The following is a 14499-nucleotide window of genomic DNA, read 5'->3' as shown; positions in this document are numbered from 1 at the left end:
GGATTGTTTTAAAAAGGAGAAACTTGACCCTTTTTACTAGGACTCGATAAGGAAGAAAATGTATTGATATACTCTTTAATTGTAACAATCAATAAATGGAAAGTGAGCGGTTGAAGAGGTTTTTTAAAAGGCGAAAAAAAGAAAAACTCGCAAATCCGGCGAGTCAGCAATTGTTTTACTGTATGTGCAAACTTGGTGTCCCCTCCTGGCTACTCCTCTGCTCCCTTAAAAAACACGTCTTCGATAATTATGGAGGCGGCTGCAAATCCAAGCGCGGAAAGGATTTGGCTGGCCAGGCTGGTTGTTCTGTTAAAAATGGGATCAAGGACGAAGCTGGCGAGTAACAGAAAGATGAATAATTTGATGAACAGGATATATCTTCGCCGCCGGTCCTTTTTGGTTGTTTTGCGATGCCCGCTATTCCTGCCGTTAACAGGTACAAGGCGTAGGCGAGTATGTAGATGATGAAGCCTATGATAAATTTGAAGGTAAAGAGATTTTGCACGTCTATAAGGACAATGGCTAAAGTAGCGGCCAGGCCTATGAACAAAATAATAGTGAGTATTTTGGTGATTCGAAAATCCATTGGACACCGTCTGTGAATAGTGGTCTTTAAAGCATCTGATAGGACAGATAGAAGAGTCCCAGCGCGACGGCCAGGCAGAGGAACTTGGTAACCCAATATGGCAGGATATCGAGCACCCAAAGGAATGCGATAAAAATGAATTCAACGATGATAGAATCACCACCGATGCTGCTAGATGCCAGCTCGCCATGGTGTTTCTTTTTATAAAAAATGCTGATTGACAGGAATAATAGGCCGAAAACGGCTGGAATTGCCCACATGATGTTAGGTCCTTTCTCTTTGTGATCGGCGGACGAGCACGAATTCAAGTCCCATCAGGATAATACCGAGACCGTAGAATATCATGAACAGCAGGGTCAGGAAGGCTGTATCCTTAGAAGGTTCAAGCCCCAGGCGGCTTGTGTAGTAGTTTGCCGCCCATCTTGAGCCAAGGACCATGATCAAAAGCTGAGTGAAGTTGACGAATATGATCGTCAGGATGTAGGCTTTTTTATGTTTCATCGCAGGTCCTCTTTGTTCAAGTTATCTTCTATGAACTCCCTGAACATTGCTTGCGCATTTTTTAACTTGATTAAGGTTCCTGTGGTTTTGCTGCCCGGGATGTTCCGTTCCACTGGAATTCCAAGGAACTTTCTTTCACATCTCCAGATTGGGAGCACGATATTAATATTGTACTTTTCTTTGTGAGGCTCGATATTGATAGAAACATAGGATGTGTAGCCAGGCTGGAACAGGTCTGTTTTGGTTTTTACCACATCAATTGAAATTCTTTGGTTCTTACTCGAAAATAAAGGCTTATATTCCGCTAATAATGCGCTGCAATGCTGGATGAATTCTTGTTCAGAAGCCTTGACCAGTTCCTTTACTTCCTGTGAAAATTGGCTTTGTGTACATCTCATTTCCAGATCGTTATTTAGTAAAGTTTCCATGTTATTCCTCCATCGGTTTGCACTTTTCAATTCAATAGAAGCAACAATTTCTCCGCTGCCCCTAAAACGAGCATGGCGAGGATAAGTGCCGTTACAAAAAGCAGCAGTTTTGTCCGCAAGCGCATGGTGCTGTATCGGTTGGAAAACTTTCCTGCCAGTTTGAAAACCAGTACCAGCAAGGCAAGGAATACTCCTAAAACGAGAGCTTCGATATAATTGAATGGTTTTGTTATATATAAGTCAGAAAGAATGTTAAAAGTCGCCAGGCTGAGAATGGCTGCAGTTTGTATTATTAAGAATTCCAGGTATTTCATGGGTACTTGTCACACCTCTCTGGGCCGGATGGTGGGCGTTGGGATGATGTTGGTCTTGAGCGCGTCGGCAGCTTTTTTTTCAAAAAAAGTCCTGCAAGAACGATTGCGCCCATCCAGAAGAGGCCTGCGCCGAAGAAGGCTGAGAACAGGTTGGTGAGCAGCATTCTATCTTTGACGGTGATATCGATTTGGGTGCGGCCGATGAAGTATTCGGCTGTTTTGTCGGCTGCCAGATCAAGGCCGCGGGTTTGGATGAATACGAGCAGCATGATGCCAATTATGTAAGAAACTAGTTTCAGTGGAATCACCCCCCTGTATGCCAAATTTTAGCATACAGGAGTGACTGGAGTTGTGAACAGTTTTGGACAATGGCGGGGCTGGGGAGTATAACTAATGAACTTCGTAAATGTAGTTTATTGTAGTCCATATGATAGATATCAAATTAAATAATCTTTCAGATATTTTTCTAGTAATTTAACGGATTTTTTATATTTTCTCTTATTTACTTTCTTCATAATGACGATCCAAATCATAAACAAGATTATCAAGCCGACAACAGTCAAGCCACCCTTAGCGAAATTATTTTGGATACCATCCCAGGGAGCTAATAAAACAAGAAAAGACAAAATAATAGCCATTAAACATATTAATATTGCTTTCTTCTCTACTTTTAACTTTAGTGAATTAATTTTCACCGTGCCTATTTTTATAAGAAAGAGATATAAAAGGGTAATAAATACATTAAAGAACACGGAAGCCATTCTTTATTTCACTCCTTTAATCCGGAATGTAGCTGGTCAATCTCCTTTGTGTGGTTGGTAGGATAAACCATAAACGACGTATTCGTCTGATTCCTTCCTTGGTCGATTAGAGTGCTTAGAAACGGCCGCCGCCCCGGAAAAATGAGCCGTCCCCCATTTGCCTACTCTTTCCTAGTGAAGACTGTGTCGAGGAAGGTTAGTCCGAGAGCGAAGCCAAGTGCTGGGAATATATTTCCGATGAGGTTACTGGATTCTGGCTTGAAGAGCAGGTCAAAAATGGAGTTGGCGGCAAAGAATAGGAGAAATAAAAGTGCGAATTTGATTGTTCTTTTGCGCAGTTCGGTTTTTGGGATTTTTCTAAGTTGCAGGGTGGCTGTGATGGTCAGGTACAGGGCGAATGCGAACAGAAATATGACATAACCTAATACCATGTCGGCAGCAAAGGGTGTGTCAATATTTTTGTAAATGATGAAGAATACCGCTAATGTACTGAGTACAAAAATGGAATATAGAAAGATGTTTAGATAAAAGCGAGTGTTATTCATAGTTACCCTTCCGTTCATAGTACTTGTAATAGAAAGTATATAGAGTTTTTAGAAAAAAGGCGAGGGGTGATTTACATATTTAGGTAAAAACATTATGCATAATGCGGTTCTGTTTGGCGGCAATGCAGTGTTCTTGTCTGCAGCTGGTACGGTTGTCAGAAAGTTTATTTGGCTTTAGTCGATAGATTGGTTGGATTCACTTCGCCAGGGCTTTATAATAATTGTAAAAGTCTGGGGGATGATGTAGTGATTTCAGGTGGGGCAGCTCTTTCGAGGGGTAAGGAGATTGCGTATACGTTGTTTAAGCATAATGAGTCAGCGGGTGGACTGGCGATAGTTCTGCCGGGCATGGGCTATACTGCTCAGGCTCCACTGCTGCATTTTGCGACAGGGATTTATTTTGAAGCGGGGTCTGATGTGCTGCATGTGAACTATAAGTATTCACGGGATGAGATGGAAGCGCTGAGTGGCGAGGAGTTTGAAGGGGATGTTCGGGCGGTTATTGATCATGTTCTGAGCGAGTCTACATATCACGATTTTTCTCTTATCGGCAAGTCGATTGGTACGAAAGCGCTGTGCTATTTACTGAAGGATGAAAGGTTTGGGTCGGCACGTACGTTGTGGCTGACGCCGCTTCTTCACTCGGATCATGTTTTTGAGATGATGTCGTCGGGTGGCCGCGATGGGTTGGTTGTGATTGGTGACCAGGATTCCTTTTATATGGAAGAGAGATATGCAGAATTAAAGCGCAAGCCACATTTGGAGTGCTATTTGGTTGAAGGCACGGAACACAGTTTGCAAGTTGAGGGTGATGCGCTGCGGTCGATTGATGTGCTGAAGGATGTCATGGTGCTGGTGGATGGGTTCTGTAAGAAAGGAAAATGAAATGCCAGCGACCGTCACTTAAAATCGAGCCATAGGGAATTTACTTCTCTGTGGCTCTTATTTTGTGATATCTCACAATTTGAGTTAAATAGCTCTCCTTTTAACCGTTACATTTCCGTTTCTTCAATTTCCGTATATAAAATATCCTCCCGCATAATGAGCAACCCGTAGTATGTATTTTTACTATCGCGTTGGCAATGTTTTTCTAATGGTTGCTCTACTGAGTTTATTGGGTTGGAATTGAGTTTGTCCTGAAAAATTGAAAATCTGTCCTGCAACGGTTGGGTAATGTCCTGTATTTTTCGGGAAATGTCCTGAATATCGAAAAATCTGTCCTGGAAATTTCAAAACTTGTGCTATTCATTAGTTTGGATTGGTGTTAATTAACCCGGTTGCTTCTGTTTTTGCGGGTTCGGGCAGGTTGGCTAGGATCTGGTGGTCGATGCGGTTGGTTCGGAGCCAGATTTCGGCCAGGGATGTGCCGCAGCTAGCTTTGATTATTTCGGTGGTGTTTGGATCGTGAATGGCTTGGATTAGAGCGGCTTCGACTTCTTGGTCATCATATTGGGCCAGGCCGATGGCTGCATCATCGCGCTCGTCCTCGCGGGCAGTTGGGTCGAGCAAGAGTTTAATTAGCAGTTGTTTGGACATGTATGGTTCCTCCTGTTCTGGCTGGACCCTACGTGCCAGGGGTGTCGCCCTTTAAGTGATATGGATATGTTTTACTTCTGTTTTTTGGCAAACGGTAGGCTTCCCCCATTTAACTTGTAACATAAAGTATATAAAACCTTTACAAAAAAGGCGATTGCTTTTTACATAGATTTCCTAAAATTCAGTTAAGGGCTCACTGAATGGAGGAGTTTTTCTATGAAAAATGCGGTTCTTTTTTGTGTGTTGTTCGTTGGAGGCAGTGCAGCGTTTTATACAGCGGTTAGCGTCGTTGCCGATGATGTAATTGGGCAGGTTGGTCATTTTTTCTGGCATTAGTAAATGTAAAAAACATATAATGAGTTTCATCCTATAATATCGATGAAAGCAGCATTTTTATAGTAATAAGTAAATGTTTTAAATTGGTCCGTTAATACGTCCTTGTTCCAAGAGGCCGGAATTTTACTTCTTCGTCCGGGAATTCCTCGGGGAATGCCTCACAAACCATTTCCCTTGTTAAACATTTTTCCAGAAACTCTGTCATCGACAATGGATATTGATAATTGTCCGTCGACCTTGTTTCATATACGACTATTGGCCAATCATTAGGGTCGCCTTTGGTTAGCCAGTATAGTTCATCACCATTGTCTGTGAATCCCCAAGGCAGTAACCCTCCCTCCGCAGGGAAGACAGTATAGGGATAATCCTCTGGAAAATTACTTTGGGAAACCAGGTATGCATCCCTAAGAGCTTTCCCCGTTTCAAAGAGATTGAGATTTTCATTTTTTTCAAATGGATTAAGAACCCATAAAAAGTTATCAATGCTTCCTGTGCCATATACCTTTATGAAACTTTTATAATCATCGGGCAGCCTGGTACCTAATCGAGTTTCAACATGCTCCCATTCACTATCTGCTCCTGCATTTACAGGAACAGCAGGTGGAATCAATACATTGCATTTCCATCAGCCCCTACTAGTATCCATTATTCCTTCTATGAAATTCTTTTTACAAAATCCACCCAGGGAATTATTCTCCCCCAGGATTTTCACGGGTATATTCTCTTACTTATGTCTTTAAATATGTACACTATTTTTCCAACAATATAGTTATTAATATCTCATTGCCTACTTGTTTTGCAAAATCCAAGGGTGACTTTCCTGCTTTATTTTTATTGTGGATATCAGGATTGTAGGTCATAAGCAATTCAACCATTTCATAATTTCTGCCCTTACAGTTAAATACAGCCGTCCATATAGCATTATTTCCGTATTTACCCTTTAAATTTACGTCTATCCCTCTTTCCAACAGCTGTTTTGCAACAGTTAAATCCTGATTTACACAAACAAGGTGTAAGGCGGTTTGCCCATCGGCATTTGTCATATTCACATCTATTCCTTGATCAATAAGAAAAGAGGCAATATCAAATCTGTTTCCGGAAATAGCATAATGCAATAGTCCAGAGCCACTACTGCTTTTTTTATTCATTTGTTTCTTATCAAAATTTCTCATGAAACTTTCCAAATCACCAAACTTGGCTAAAGTATAAATATCAGCATTCTCTGTTGGCATTTTTTCATCCCCCACATTTAATTTCAAACAGTCAAAAGTAAGTATATAACCCCTTTTTGTATCAGTTAGTTCCCTCCTGTGTCGCTTTACGCTTTGGCATTCTCATGTTTAAATATTGTTCGTGAAGTTAGTGTGTTTGTTTTATGTAATTTCAGCAACTAATCTTGTTAATTTTCCTTCAGTTATGGCCTATTACTATTAAATTGTATTTAATAATACAAAATCAAGAAAACTTAAAAAGCGATAAAGCCAATCAAGGTTTAGTAATTTCAAGTTTATATGAATACTTTAATTCAGCCTATTTTTGGTCTTTTTAATGAATGTTAAAGGTTTGGTCATAATTTGTTCATATTTGAGCGTTATGATAAATACGTGGTGAAAGAGACCCCATTCTTTTTCATAACTCACTCCCCCTTTTATAATATAGATATATACCATCAAACCCCTTATTTTTTCCGGCTTTCGAGCCGGAACTTTTTTTGTACTTTCGGAAGGAGGTTGCTTATGGACAAGCCTGATAGAATGAACCTGGTTGAATTGCAAAGATATATTGAGTTCTTACGTGGTGAACTAGTTGCGAAGGGTTTGGAGTTTGGGTTTGCCCATGAGACAACGATTGAGGCGAGTCATAAATTGGACCGTTATATTCTGGAGTTTCAGCGGATGATGGCGAGGAAGAAGGGTGCGACCTCTATGGCCTGAAGATTATTCTTGTGAATTCTTTTAATAGACGGAAATCCCAAGTTTTCGGATAACAAACAAGTGCAATTGGAAGCGCTGACAGTCCTGAAAAGTATTTCTAGTACAATTTGAAGTGATGAATAGGGAAAATGTACTTGAAAAGAGGTTTCGAGTACATTTTAATGCTGACGAATAAGTAAAATGTCCTTGAAAAGCAATTTCAAGGACATTTTGGTGTGCTGCCGACCGAAAATGTCCTTGAGGTTAGAAAAATTGTTGATAAAACCTAACTCTGCTAAGCTGCATCTTTTTCAGGCTTCCCCTCTTCTCTTTTCCCCAAAAAAGTTTGTTCCTAGTACTCCGAGAATGATTAAAATCGATCCAATTATATGATAGGCGCGGATTTCTTCATTAAGGAAGATTGCGCCGGCAGCGATTGAGATGACTGTCGACATATTTCCAAACACACTCATTCGTGAGGCGGAGATTTTTGAAATTGCGAAATTGGATAACAACGATGTCACGAAGGACGCCAGGATTCCAAGGAACAATATCGCGATGATGTAGTTCGGATCGAACATCGGTTTTGCAAAGCTGGACAGGGTTCCGTTTGCAAGGTGCATCGTGATGGCGGCTCCGTTGAAAACGAGAAAGCCGACGCCGAGCATGAAATAAGTGATTTCCATCGGTTCGAATTGCTTTGTCAGTTTGCGGGCCATGACGGTGTAGCTTGCGATTGCCAGGCATGAAATCATCATGAAGATGATTCCTTTCCAGTCGGCGAATGAAATCGAGCTGCCTTTCATGATAAAGATATAGATGACGCCTGCTACTGAGACAATGATGGACAGCTTTTGGCGCAGGTTTGTCTTTTCTTTTATAAAAAGTGATGCAAGGATCAGCGTCAGTATTGGGATTGTCGCCGACAGGATTCCTGCTTCCGATGACGAGATTGTTTGAAGTCCGTATGCCTGGAACGCAAAGAAAAAGGTTGGGTAAAACAGCGTCAGTGGCAAGACCTTTAAGTAGTGCTTGAAGTTGTCGAAATTGGTTTTAATGACTTTCAGGGCCATCAGGATGCTGACGGCAAGGAATGCTGCAGTGAAGCGAAACGCCAATGTGTCGATTGGGCTGGACGCTTCGACAGCTGTTTTGGTGAATAGAAATGAAAGGCCGACGATTAGCGCGTTTAGCATGGCGCTCATGTAGGCCAGGTAGGTTGTTTTTTTCATGGGTACACACTCTCTTCTGTCGGGGCCATTTGTCTTAGTAGGTTTCCCGTGTTTCGTGATGTTGATTTAAGAAAAAGTTAATCATTTATTTATGGTGAATTTATATTTTTCCTTTATTCTTGGAGATGTAAAGGTGCTCTAATTATGTTTACCTACCCCCTTTGATTAGTATCTAATCCCTTTCCCCGGCCTGCTTTGGCCGGTTTTTTTTTGGTGAATTTTGGGCGTTGCGATGAGACGGAAGCTTGAGGGCGTCGACCGATTTTTTCAAAAAAGAATAGGGCAGGATAAGTAACGGGGTGATTTTTGATGGCGAAGCTGAAGAAGGATCCGTCGGATGCTGGGGTCAGCGCGGCGAGTGTGAAGGGCAATGCGGGGCCGCACAATATCCGGCACAATAAGAATAAGGTTAACAGCCAGAATAATCAGTTCAAGAAGCATTGATGTGAGGGGCGCCCTGGGTGGGTGCCCTTTTGTTTAGTAGGTGATAAAGATGTCGATGAAGAGGTAGATCATCATGAGCAGCATGACGGTGATAAATGTGAGGAAGATGTAGTATATGCCTTTTGGGAGCACGTTCTTGAATCGGGGTGCAAGGAGGAGGATTGCGATGCCGATCAGGATTTGGGCTGCGATTTGGATCAGGGCGCGGTAGATCCCTTCTGTTGTGAAGGCGTAAGCGATGATTGCCAGGCCAGCTATGGTTAGGATGATTGGGAGTTTTTTCATAGTAAGCACCTTTCATTTTTTCCTTTATCTTATCACTAAATGCTCAATTAATGGACAGGCTGTTTGCTGTACAATGGGGATAGATGGTTTGGGGAGAGTGATGGTATGACGGGAAAACGTTGTCCGATTTGTGGTGGAGAGAATGACTGTATGGCAGGTGAGCGTGAAACTTGCTGGTGTGCGTATGAGGAGTTTCCGCAGGGGATTTTTGAGCTGGTGCCGCAGGAAAGCTTACGGAAGGATTGTATTTGTAGGAGTTGTCTACAAACATTTAAGGTTGAGCTTGAGGCGCAGGGGTGATGGGTCTAACTAATAAAAGATTGACGTACGGATTCTATTTTCAATAAAGAAACTCGCCAATTTTTCTGAATGGCGAGTTTTGCTTTTATTTATAAATTTCGCGAAGTATGTTTTATAAAAACACCTTATGACCGAGTTCCTGTTTATGGATTTAAATTTGGCTTACCTATCATTTTCCTTATTATGAACTTAGGCAAATTATAATGAGCTGTTAAGAAAAGTAAATACAGGTCTAAAAGCCAATTATTTGTCATTAAATCATAATCTTCTTTATTTATTTTCTTTTCAATTTCGTTCATTAAGCCTACCGATAAAGAACAAGCAAGAAAATATAAATATTGAGTTAATGGTTTAATCCAATCATTCTCGTTCCCGACTAGTGCAACAATCGCCCAAAAGGCAGCTGCTATCAAGAACCATATACTTAGTAATATCGATATCATTACTATTACAAAGCGAATAAATCCAAACATATATAAAGCCAACGTTTTTATTTTAATCACCACCGTTTGTAAAATAAATCACTTAATTATATAACATTTTAACAGAATATTCCATTAATTTAGTGATGACCTTAAAACGAATCGTTGTCAGTTACCGAGCGGAGGCATCCAAGCCTGACCGAACAGGGTGTCCCTCCGCTTCTTTGTGAAGCAATGGGTGGAGGTCCCTTCTTCTGTGGCAAAGGAGAAGCGTCCTTAATCTGCCCTATTGTGTCGCATAATGCGGTTTGTTTTGGGGATGTTAAGGGTGCAGGAATTTTTTGTTTTGGGAGGTTTGGTTATGCAGCAACAGAATCAGGGTATGCAGGGTCAGCAGCAGTTTATTCAGCAGCCGCCGGATGTATTGTCGGGGAAGGATGCGCTGTATTTGACTGATATGCTGACATGGAATTTGCTGGCGGCGAAGAAGGCTCATTTCTTTGCCCAGCATTGCCAGATGGAGTCAATGCGTGCGGAGGCGGAGAAGGTGTGCGAGATGCATACGCGGCACTATGAGACTATCCTTGGCCACTTGAACTCGCATGAAAACCAGAATGCACAGCAGTATATGCAGCAGTAGGAGGTGCGGAAAATGAGTAATTCGATTTCGAATCCAGAGACAAAGGTTGAGAAGAATCCGTCAATGAATGATCGTGATTTTATCAATGATTTGCTGACGACGGAAAAGTATATGACGGACGGGTATAATGTGTTCATGAATGAGGCTTCACACAGCGGGCTTTACAATGATGTGCTGCAGATTTTCAAGGAAACGCAGGATTGCCAGCGCCATTTGTACAATGTGATGTTCCAGGAAGGCTGGTATAAGGTCGAGCCTGCGCAGAATCAGGCGCTTCAGCAGAAGGCCCAGCAGTTTGAGGGATATCGGAACCAGCTGCCAAATCATGGCGGCGGGCAGATGCAGTAGGATAAGGTTAGGAAACGGCCTCCCCATGTTGTGGAGGCCATTTTATTTGTATGTGCGGGCTCTTAATCCTTTAGCCAGATTAATTCCACAAGCAGAAGGAGGAAAGCTAGTGCCACGATAATACTAGTTGCTATCAATACTTTTTTGGTAGTTTTTTTCTGAAGGTAGGCGTTAATGCAGGAACACTGTAGTGCACCGAGGAAGCAAATGTATCCGAAGTTGCGATAATCACCATAGTTCATGAGAGTAATGATATAAAGTAGGATGCCAACGATAATTAGTACGATACTCGACAGGTGTAAGTTTTTATTCATGGGAACCTCCTTTGCGGGATCAATTTCTGCTGGTTTCTTTCCAGCCAAGGTAGGAGTAAAAACATGTCCCAAGGAAAAACAGGAATCCGCCAATCCAGAGTTCATACCATTCAGGTTCTCTAGCTTGAAGGACTGGAATATCGAGAAACCTTTCTCCAAGGAGGACTAGTATGAAGCCTACAGTTAAGAAGGAAAGTTCTCTTAGTGTGGCTGAGGTTTTTAGAGTGCCTTTGTCCATTTTAAAAAGTATCCGGCTGACGGCAAGCAGAATAATGAAAAAAGATATTTTCAATAGTCCCCCCTCCCTCAACTGAGCTAATTAGCCGCTCCTTTATTTGCAAGCGCCCTGCTGACGGCATCGAATGCCTGATCGATATCCTCGAATATATAATGTTTTTCTCCAGTTGCAAGAGTAATGTGAAGTGCTTCTTTCCGATCATTTTCTACACTCAGCCAATTAATAATTGCAAAAAATACAGCTATGGATGCCACGGAAACCGCAATAATAGACTCTTGATTGAGGCTCCATGCGAATAAGAACACGACTGCTATCTTCAGAAAAAAACCTGCTGATTTGTTTTCTGTTAATCCGATTGAAATTGAGCTTACATGCTGAAGTGGAAATAATTTGTCTCTTGTTTTAATAAGTAGGTTGCTGACGACGATATTTTTGGTCTCAAGGTAAATTTGCTCCTCCATGGCGCCTCCTGTGGGGTGTTTTGGTAATTACCTAATTTTACCATATAGGTGTTTTCAATGTGTGAGAATTTTTTGTAAAATATTTTTGTGAGGGTATGTGTTTTGACGAGGTGCTAGCATTTTGCTATCTTTTATGAATACTCTATGAGATTTATGAACACTTTTGGAGATTTATCAATACTATTTGGGATTTATGAATACGATTTGGGATTTATGAACACTTCGGGAAAGGAATAGTTACTTTTAAGCGGCGCTATCTACATATTATTAATTGAAAAAGAGACAGCGAGAAAGAGTTTGCAAAAAGCACAAACTTTCTGGCCGTCTCTTATTTAGTTTTATAGATAGACCCAATCGCAGGCACCCGTTTTACCAGAGCATTAGGTCGCGTGCTTCTTCCCTCAGCTGTTCCCGGAAGTCTGGGTGAGCGATTGAGATAAGCATGTCGACGCGCTCGCGGATGGATGTGCCGGTCAGGTGGGCGACTCCGTATTCGGTGACGACGTAGTCGACGTCGTTCCGGGATAGCGAGACGACCGCTCCCTGGGTCAGTCTTGGGACGATTTTTGATATGGTCTTGCGTTCATTGCTGCCCGGGACGCGGACGTTGGCTGTCGAGTAGAGGGCGATGAATGATTTTCCGCCTGGTGACAGTTGGGCGCCGATTGCGGTGTCCGCCTGGCCGCCTGTGCCGCTGAATTGGCGGTGGCCGATTGACTCGGAACAGCATTGGCCAGTCACGTCGATTTCAAGTGTTGTGTTGATCGAAATCATCTTATGGTTCTGGCCGATTACGTACGGGTCGTTGACATAACTGCCGTTCAGTATCAGCACACCTGGGTTGTTGTTGATAAAATCGTACAGCTTTTTAGTACCAAGTGCGAAGGTGGCAACCATTTTTCCAGGGTGAAGGGTTTTCTTTTTCCCAGTGATAGCACCTGCATTAAAAAGGTCGACCATGCCGTCTGTGAACATTTCGGTATGGATGCCAAGGTCCTTCTTGGTCTGCAGCTCGTAGGCAACTGCGTTCGGGATGCCGCCGATGCCAAGCTGGATTGTTGAGCCGTCCTCAATCAAGTCGGCGATTTGCCTGCCGATGATTCGGTCCTTCTCGTTCGGTTCCGGTGATGGAAACAGCGGCACCTCGTAGTTTGCTTCAATCAAATAGTCGATTTCCGAGATATGAATTGTTGTGTCTCCGAATGTGCGCGGCATATTCGGGTTCACTTCAAGAATCACAAGGTCTGCGACTTCAGCGAGTTCTTTTTCATAGGTTGCGCTTAGACTTAGGGACAAGTAGCCATGCTCATCCATTAGTGAAGCCACACCTGCGAAAATATTGACGTGCCGGTGTTCATGGCGCCTGTTTCCTGCAAAATGTAAGTGGTTTGGGATGTAGGAAACCGTCCCGGCCTCGTGCATTTTCCGGACGGCCGGCATGTAGAACCAGCCTTCCATCAGGAAGCGTTCCTTGTAGTCGGTGTCGCTGAAATAAGGATATTCAAGGATTGGCAGACAGGTTGAAACATGAATGTCTTCGATATGCTCCGGAAGCGTGTGCAGCTTGGACAGGAAGCTGCGCGGTTCGGCAGCAGCCAGTCCGGAGACGATGTGGTCACCGGTTTTCACGAAGCTTAGCGCCTTCTCGACTGAGATTTTTTTTGCCGAATAAAGGTCGTTGTATTTATTCGATGTGATTGTCGCCATGTCCAATCGGCCCCCATTTGATGACGTTTGCTGCCCATGCATAGCCAATTCCGGCGGAAATCATGGAAATGACGGTTCCGTCCTGAATCTTGCCTTGCTCCAATGCGAGATGCAGGGAAAGAATCTGGTCGACTTGCCCTAAATGGCCGTAGTTGCTTAAATAGATTGATTGCTCTTCAGTCAGGCCAAGCGTTTCAAGCATGAACTTGTGCATCGAGTATTTGAAGTGCAGAACTGCCAGGTAACCGAGCTCTTCCTTGGCAATGCCGGATTTCTCGAAGGCCCGGTCAATGCAGTGGAACCAATTCGACATCGAGACTTCGTTCAGGCGGTCCTTCATATGCTTTTCGTCAAATAGCCTTAGAGATTTATAGGCTTCGTTGTAATTTTCAGGCGTGATTGGCTTTTCGGTGCCGCCGAATTCGACGCCAGCATCGCGCGCCATTGAGCCGTCGGTCATGATGTGTGAGCCGAGCAGGATATTGCGGCCAAGGTTCTTTTTTAAAATAATTGCCCCGCCTCCTGCTGCCAGGTTATACATCATCGACATCGCTTTGTCTGTGTAGTCGACGAAATCGCCATTACGATAGCCACCGACAATCATAACGGTGTTAAGATCGGGGTCTGACATCATCATGTCTTTGGCAATTTTCATAGCCGAAACGGTTGTGCAGCAGCGCTGCTGGAGATCGATGCCCCACGCGTTTGTCGCGCCGATTTTTTCCTGAATGTAGATGGCGGAGGTGGTCAGCGGGTACTCCTTCCATTCCTCGCCGATGGAGATGACCAAGTCAATTTCCTTCGGGTCGATTCCGTTGTTTTTAATGGCATCGAGGCCGGCGCGGACGCCCATTTCCTGAGTTCCGTCGTTTTCTCCAGGGATTGGTTTTTCCTTTAGTCCGAGCTTGTTGATGATGGCTTCTTCCGTCCAGATCCCGTTTGTTGCTTCAGCAACTTGCTTCGCAGTCATTCTTGGTTCGGGGATATATATCCCGGTTCCTACTATTCCAATGTGGGTTTCAGTCACCTGTATCTCCTCCTTTGGAAGGATTATTCACCTTAGTGTAGGATTTTGGAGTTACACTTGAGTTGCAAGCATTTTTAGGAGAAGTAAGTATCCCGGGATTAGCCTGGTTTGAAGTCGGGCATCAATTTACCTTATTTGAAAATAGTTAGTGGTAATGCCTA

25 protein-coding genes are annotated in these 14499 nt (G+C 43.0%); 6 read left to right on the top strand and 19 right to left on the bottom strand.

Going from position 1 to position 14499, the window contains the following annotated elements:
- Nucleotides 1-247: 247 nt before the first annotated feature.
- The 8 genes from TY16_RS26060 to TY16_RS04615 all read right to left on the bottom strand — a co-directional run bounded on the left by TY16_RS26060 (nt 248) and on the right by TY16_RS04615 (nt 3135).
- A complete protein-coding gene (locus TY16_RS26060; protein ID WP_155922144.1) occupies nt 248-586 on the bottom strand; it encodes a hypothetical protein in 339 nt (112 codons plus the stop codon).
- Between the two features lie 26 nt (nt 587-612).
- Nucleotides 613-846: a hypothetical protein gene (locus TY16_RS04645; RefSeq protein WP_043930603.1), complete on the bottom strand. Its 234-nt coding sequence runs from the start codon at nt 844-846 to the stop codon at nt 613-615.
- Between the two features lie 4 nt (nt 847-850).
- Entirely contained in the window at nt 851-1087 is a 237-nt protein-coding gene (locus TY16_RS04640; protein ID WP_043930602.1) for a hypothetical protein, read from the bottom strand.
- Nucleotides 1084-1515 carry a hypothetical protein gene (locus TY16_RS04635; RefSeq protein ID WP_043930601.1) on the bottom strand — a complete coding sequence of 144 codons (432 nt, stop codon included), beginning with the start codon at nt 1513-1515 and terminating at the stop codon, nt 1084-1086. Before TY16_RS04635 ends, TY16_RS04640 begins: the two co-directional genes overlap by 4 nt.
- 26 nt (nt 1516-1541) lie before the next feature.
- Complete coding sequence (locus TY16_RS04630) at nt 1542-1829, bottom strand: hypothetical protein (RefSeq protein WP_043930600.1); 288 nt, start codon at nt 1827-1829, stop codon at nt 1542-1544.
- A complete protein-coding gene (locus TY16_RS04625; protein WP_043930599.1) occupies nt 1826-2137 on the bottom strand; it encodes a hypothetical protein in 312 nt (103 codons plus the stop codon). The genes TY16_RS04630 and TY16_RS04625 overlap by 4 nt, the downstream gene beginning before the upstream one ends.
- Before the next feature lie 129 nt (nt 2138-2266).
- On the bottom strand, nt 2267-2590 hold the full coding sequence (locus TY16_RS04620; RefSeq protein WP_043930598.1) for a hypothetical protein: 324 nt from the start codon (nt 2588-2590) through the stop codon (nt 2267-2269).
- A 161-nt stretch (nt 2591-2751) separates the two neighbouring features.
- A complete protein-coding gene (locus TY16_RS04615) occupies nt 2752-3135 on the bottom strand; it encodes a hypothetical protein (protein WP_043930597.1) in 384 nt (127 codons plus the stop codon).
- A 246-nt stretch (nt 3136-3381) separates the two neighbouring features.
- Here TY16_RS04615 and TY16_RS04610 point away from each other — a divergent pair, with 246 nt between their 5' ends.
- On the top strand, nt 3382-4020 hold the full coding sequence (locus TY16_RS04610) for a hypothetical protein (RefSeq protein ID WP_052342594.1): 639 nt from the start codon (nt 3382-3384) through the stop codon (nt 4018-4020).
- 363 nt (nt 4021-4383) lie between these two features.
- Here TY16_RS04610 and TY16_RS04605 read toward each other — a convergent pair whose 3' ends face one another.
- From TY16_RS04605 to TY16_RS04595, 3 genes are all read right to left on the bottom strand, one after another.
- A complete protein-coding gene (locus tag TY16_RS04605) occupies nt 4384-4671 on the bottom strand; it encodes a hypothetical protein (protein ID WP_043930596.1) in 288 nt (95 codons plus the stop codon).
- Nucleotides 4672-5098: 427 nt separating this feature from the next.
- Nucleotides 5099-5617, bottom strand: a complete 519-nt coding sequence (locus tag TY16_RS04600) for an SMI1/KNR4 family protein (RefSeq protein ID WP_043930595.1) — start codon at nt 5615-5617, stop codon at nt 5099-5101.
- A gap of 139 nt (nt 5618-5756) precedes the next feature.
- Entirely contained in the window at nt 5757-6239 is a 483-nt protein-coding gene (locus tag TY16_RS04595) for an ankyrin repeat domain-containing protein (protein ID WP_043930594.1), read from the bottom strand.
- Nucleotides 6240-6743: 504 nt separating this feature from the next.
- On the opposite strand from TY16_RS04595, the gene TY16_RS04590 reads away from it, so the two are divergent.
- Nucleotides 6744-6941, top strand: coding sequence for a Spo0E family sporulation regulatory protein-aspartic acid phosphatase (locus tag TY16_RS04590; protein WP_043930593.1), 198 nt, complete (start codon nt 6744-6746; stop codon nt 6939-6941).
- Between the two features lie 290 nt (nt 6942-7231).
- Here the strand turns inward: TY16_RS04590 and TY16_RS04585 are convergent, their stop codons facing one another.
- Nucleotides 7232-8152: a DMT family transporter gene (locus TY16_RS04585; protein WP_043930592.1), complete on the bottom strand. Its 921-nt coding sequence runs from the start codon at nt 8150-8152 to the stop codon at nt 7232-7234.
- Between the two features lie 309 nt (nt 8153-8461).
- On the opposite strand from TY16_RS04585, the gene TY16_RS25540 reads away from it, so the two are divergent.
- Nucleotides 8462-8596, top strand: coding sequence for a YuzL family protein (locus TY16_RS25540; RefSeq protein ID WP_081772884.1), 135 nt, complete (start codon nt 8462-8464; stop codon nt 8594-8596).
- A 33-nt stretch (nt 8597-8629) separates the two neighbouring features.
- Here the strand turns inward: TY16_RS25540 and TY16_RS26055 are convergent, their stop codons facing one another.
- Nucleotides 8630-8881 (bottom strand): hypothetical protein, encoded by a 252-nt coding sequence (locus TY16_RS26055; RefSeq protein ID WP_155922142.1) that lies wholly within the window; start codon nt 8879-8881, stop codon nt 8630-8632.
- Between the two features lie 105 nt (nt 8882-8986).
- Between TY16_RS26055 and TY16_RS04575 the strand changes: the two genes are divergently transcribed.
- A complete protein-coding gene (locus TY16_RS04575) occupies nt 8987-9181 on the top strand; it encodes a cysteine-rich CWC family protein (RefSeq protein WP_043930590.1) in 195 nt (64 codons plus the stop codon).
- A gap of 143 nt (nt 9182-9324) precedes the next feature.
- Here the strand turns inward: TY16_RS04575 and TY16_RS04570 are convergent, their stop codons facing one another.
- Complete coding sequence (locus tag TY16_RS04570) at nt 9325-9594, bottom strand: hypothetical protein (protein ID WP_155922141.1); 270 nt, start codon at nt 9592-9594, stop codon at nt 9325-9327.
- Between the two features lie 370 nt (nt 9595-9964).
- On the opposite strand from TY16_RS04570, the gene TY16_RS04565 reads away from it, so the two are divergent.
- Nucleotides 9965-10243: a hypothetical protein gene (locus TY16_RS04565; protein WP_043930588.1), complete on the top strand. Its 279-nt coding sequence runs from the start codon at nt 9965-9967 to the stop codon at nt 10241-10243.
- A gap of 12 nt (nt 10244-10255) precedes the next feature.
- Nucleotides 10256-10591, top strand: coding sequence for a spore coat protein (locus tag TY16_RS04560; protein WP_043930587.1), 336 nt, complete (start codon nt 10256-10258; stop codon nt 10589-10591).
- Nucleotides 10592-10653: 62 nt separating this feature from the next.
- Here the strand turns inward: TY16_RS04560 and TY16_RS04555 are convergent, their stop codons facing one another.
- The 5 genes from TY16_RS04555 to TY16_RS04535 form a co-directional block, all read right to left on the bottom strand.
- A complete protein-coding gene (locus tag TY16_RS04555) occupies nt 10654-10905 on the bottom strand; it encodes a hypothetical protein (RefSeq protein WP_043930586.1) in 252 nt (83 codons plus the stop codon).
- A gap of 19 nt (nt 10906-10924) precedes the next feature.
- Complete coding sequence (locus TY16_RS04550; RefSeq protein ID WP_043930585.1) at nt 10925-11197, bottom strand: hypothetical protein; 273 nt, start codon at nt 11195-11197, stop codon at nt 10925-10927.
- 23 nt (nt 11198-11220) lie between these two features.
- Nucleotides 11221-11604 (bottom strand): DUF6232 family protein, encoded by a 384-nt coding sequence (locus TY16_RS04545; protein ID WP_043930584.1) that lies wholly within the window; start codon nt 11602-11604, stop codon nt 11221-11223.
- Nucleotides 11605-11973: 369 nt separating this feature from the next.
- On the bottom strand, nt 11974-13311 hold the full coding sequence (locus TY16_RS04540) for an acetyl-CoA hydrolase/transferase family protein (protein WP_043930583.1): 1338 nt from the start codon (nt 13309-13311) through the stop codon (nt 11974-11976).
- Nucleotides 13289-14338: a 3-oxoacyl-ACP synthase gene (locus TY16_RS04535; RefSeq protein ID WP_197028357.1), complete on the bottom strand. Its 1050-nt coding sequence runs from the start codon at nt 14336-14338 to the stop codon at nt 13289-13291. Before TY16_RS04535 ends, TY16_RS04540 begins: the two co-directional genes overlap by 23 nt.
- Between the last annotated feature and the right edge of the window lie 161 nt (nt 14339-14499).

It is taken from the genome of Bacillus sp. EB01 (genome assembly GCF_000613125.1).
Lineage (GTDB): Bacteria > Bacillota > Bacilli > Bacillales > Cytobacillaceae > Bacillus_D.
Note: the sequence above shows the minus strand (reverse complement) of the source record. Positions and strands in the feature narration are given on the sequence as shown.

What these genes read in the sequence shown, in the direction of transcription:
- TY16_RS26060 (WP_155922144.1), bottom strand. Translation starts at nt 586, where the DNA reads ATGGATTTTCGAATCACCAAAATACTCACTATTATTTTGTTCATAGGC.
- TY16_RS04645 (WP_043930603.1), bottom strand. Translation starts at nt 846, where the DNA reads ATGTGGGCAATTCCAGCCGTTTTCGGCCTATTATTCCTGTCAATCAGC.
- TY16_RS04640 (WP_043930602.1), bottom strand. Translation starts at nt 1,087, where the DNA reads ATGAAACATAAAAAAGCCTACATCCTGACGATCATATTCGTCAACTTC.
- TY16_RS04635 (WP_043930601.1), bottom strand. Translation starts at nt 1,515, where the DNA reads ATGGAAACTTTACTAAATAACGATCTGGAAATGAGATGTACACAAAGC.
- TY16_RS04630 (WP_043930600.1), bottom strand. Translation starts at nt 1,829, where the DNA reads ATGAAATACCTGGAATTCTTAATAATACAAACTGCAGCCATTCTCAGC.
- TY16_RS04620 (WP_043930598.1), bottom strand. Translation starts at nt 2,590, where the DNA reads ATGGCTTCCGTGTTCTTTAATGTATTTATTACCCTTTTATATCTCTTT.
- TY16_RS04615 (WP_043930597.1), bottom strand. Translation starts at nt 3,135, where the DNA reads ATGAATAACACTCGCTTTTATCTAAACATCTTTCTATATTCCATTTTT.
- TY16_RS04605 (WP_043930596.1), bottom strand. Translation starts at nt 4,671, where the DNA reads ATGTCCAAACAACTGCTAATTAAACTCTTGCTCGACCCAACTGCCCGC.
- TY16_RS04595 (WP_043930594.1), bottom strand. Translation starts at nt 6,239, where the DNA reads ATGCCAACAGAGAATGCTGATATTTATACTTTAGCCAAGTTTGGTGAT.
- TY16_RS04590 (WP_043930593.1), top strand. Translation starts at nt 6,744, where the DNA reads ATGGACAAGCCTGATAGAATGAACCTGGTTGAATTGCAAAGATATATT.
- TY16_RS04585 (WP_043930592.1), bottom strand. Translation starts at nt 8,152, where the DNA reads ATGAAAAAAACAACCTACCTGGCCTACATGAGCGCCATGCTAAACGCG.
- TY16_RS25540 (WP_081772884.1), top strand. Translation starts at nt 8,462, where the DNA reads ATGGCGAAGCTGAAGAAGGATCCGTCGGATGCTGGGGTCAGCGCGGCG.
- TY16_RS26055 (WP_155922142.1), bottom strand. Translation starts at nt 8,881, where the DNA reads ATGAAAAAACTCCCAATCATCCTAACCATAGCTGGCCTGGCAATCATC.
- TY16_RS04575 (WP_043930590.1), top strand. Translation starts at nt 8,987, where the DNA reads ATGACGGGAAAACGTTGTCCGATTTGTGGTGGAGAGAATGACTGTATG.
- TY16_RS04565 (WP_043930588.1), top strand. Translation starts at nt 9,965, where the DNA reads ATGCAGCAACAGAATCAGGGTATGCAGGGTCAGCAGCAGTTTATTCAG.
- TY16_RS04560 (WP_043930587.1), top strand. Translation starts at nt 10,256, where the DNA reads ATGAGTAATTCGATTTCGAATCCAGAGACAAAGGTTGAGAAGAATCCG.
- TY16_RS04555 (WP_043930586.1), bottom strand. Translation starts at nt 10,905, where the DNA reads ATGAATAAAAACTTACACCTGTCGAGTATCGTACTAATTATCGTTGGC.
- TY16_RS04545 (WP_043930584.1), bottom strand. Translation starts at nt 11,604, where the DNA reads ATGGAGGAGCAAATTTACCTTGAGACCAAAAATATCGTCGTCAGCAAC.
- TY16_RS04540 (WP_043930583.1), bottom strand. Translation starts at nt 13,311, where the DNA reads ATGGCGACAATCACATCGAATAAATACAACGACCTTTATTCGGCAAAA.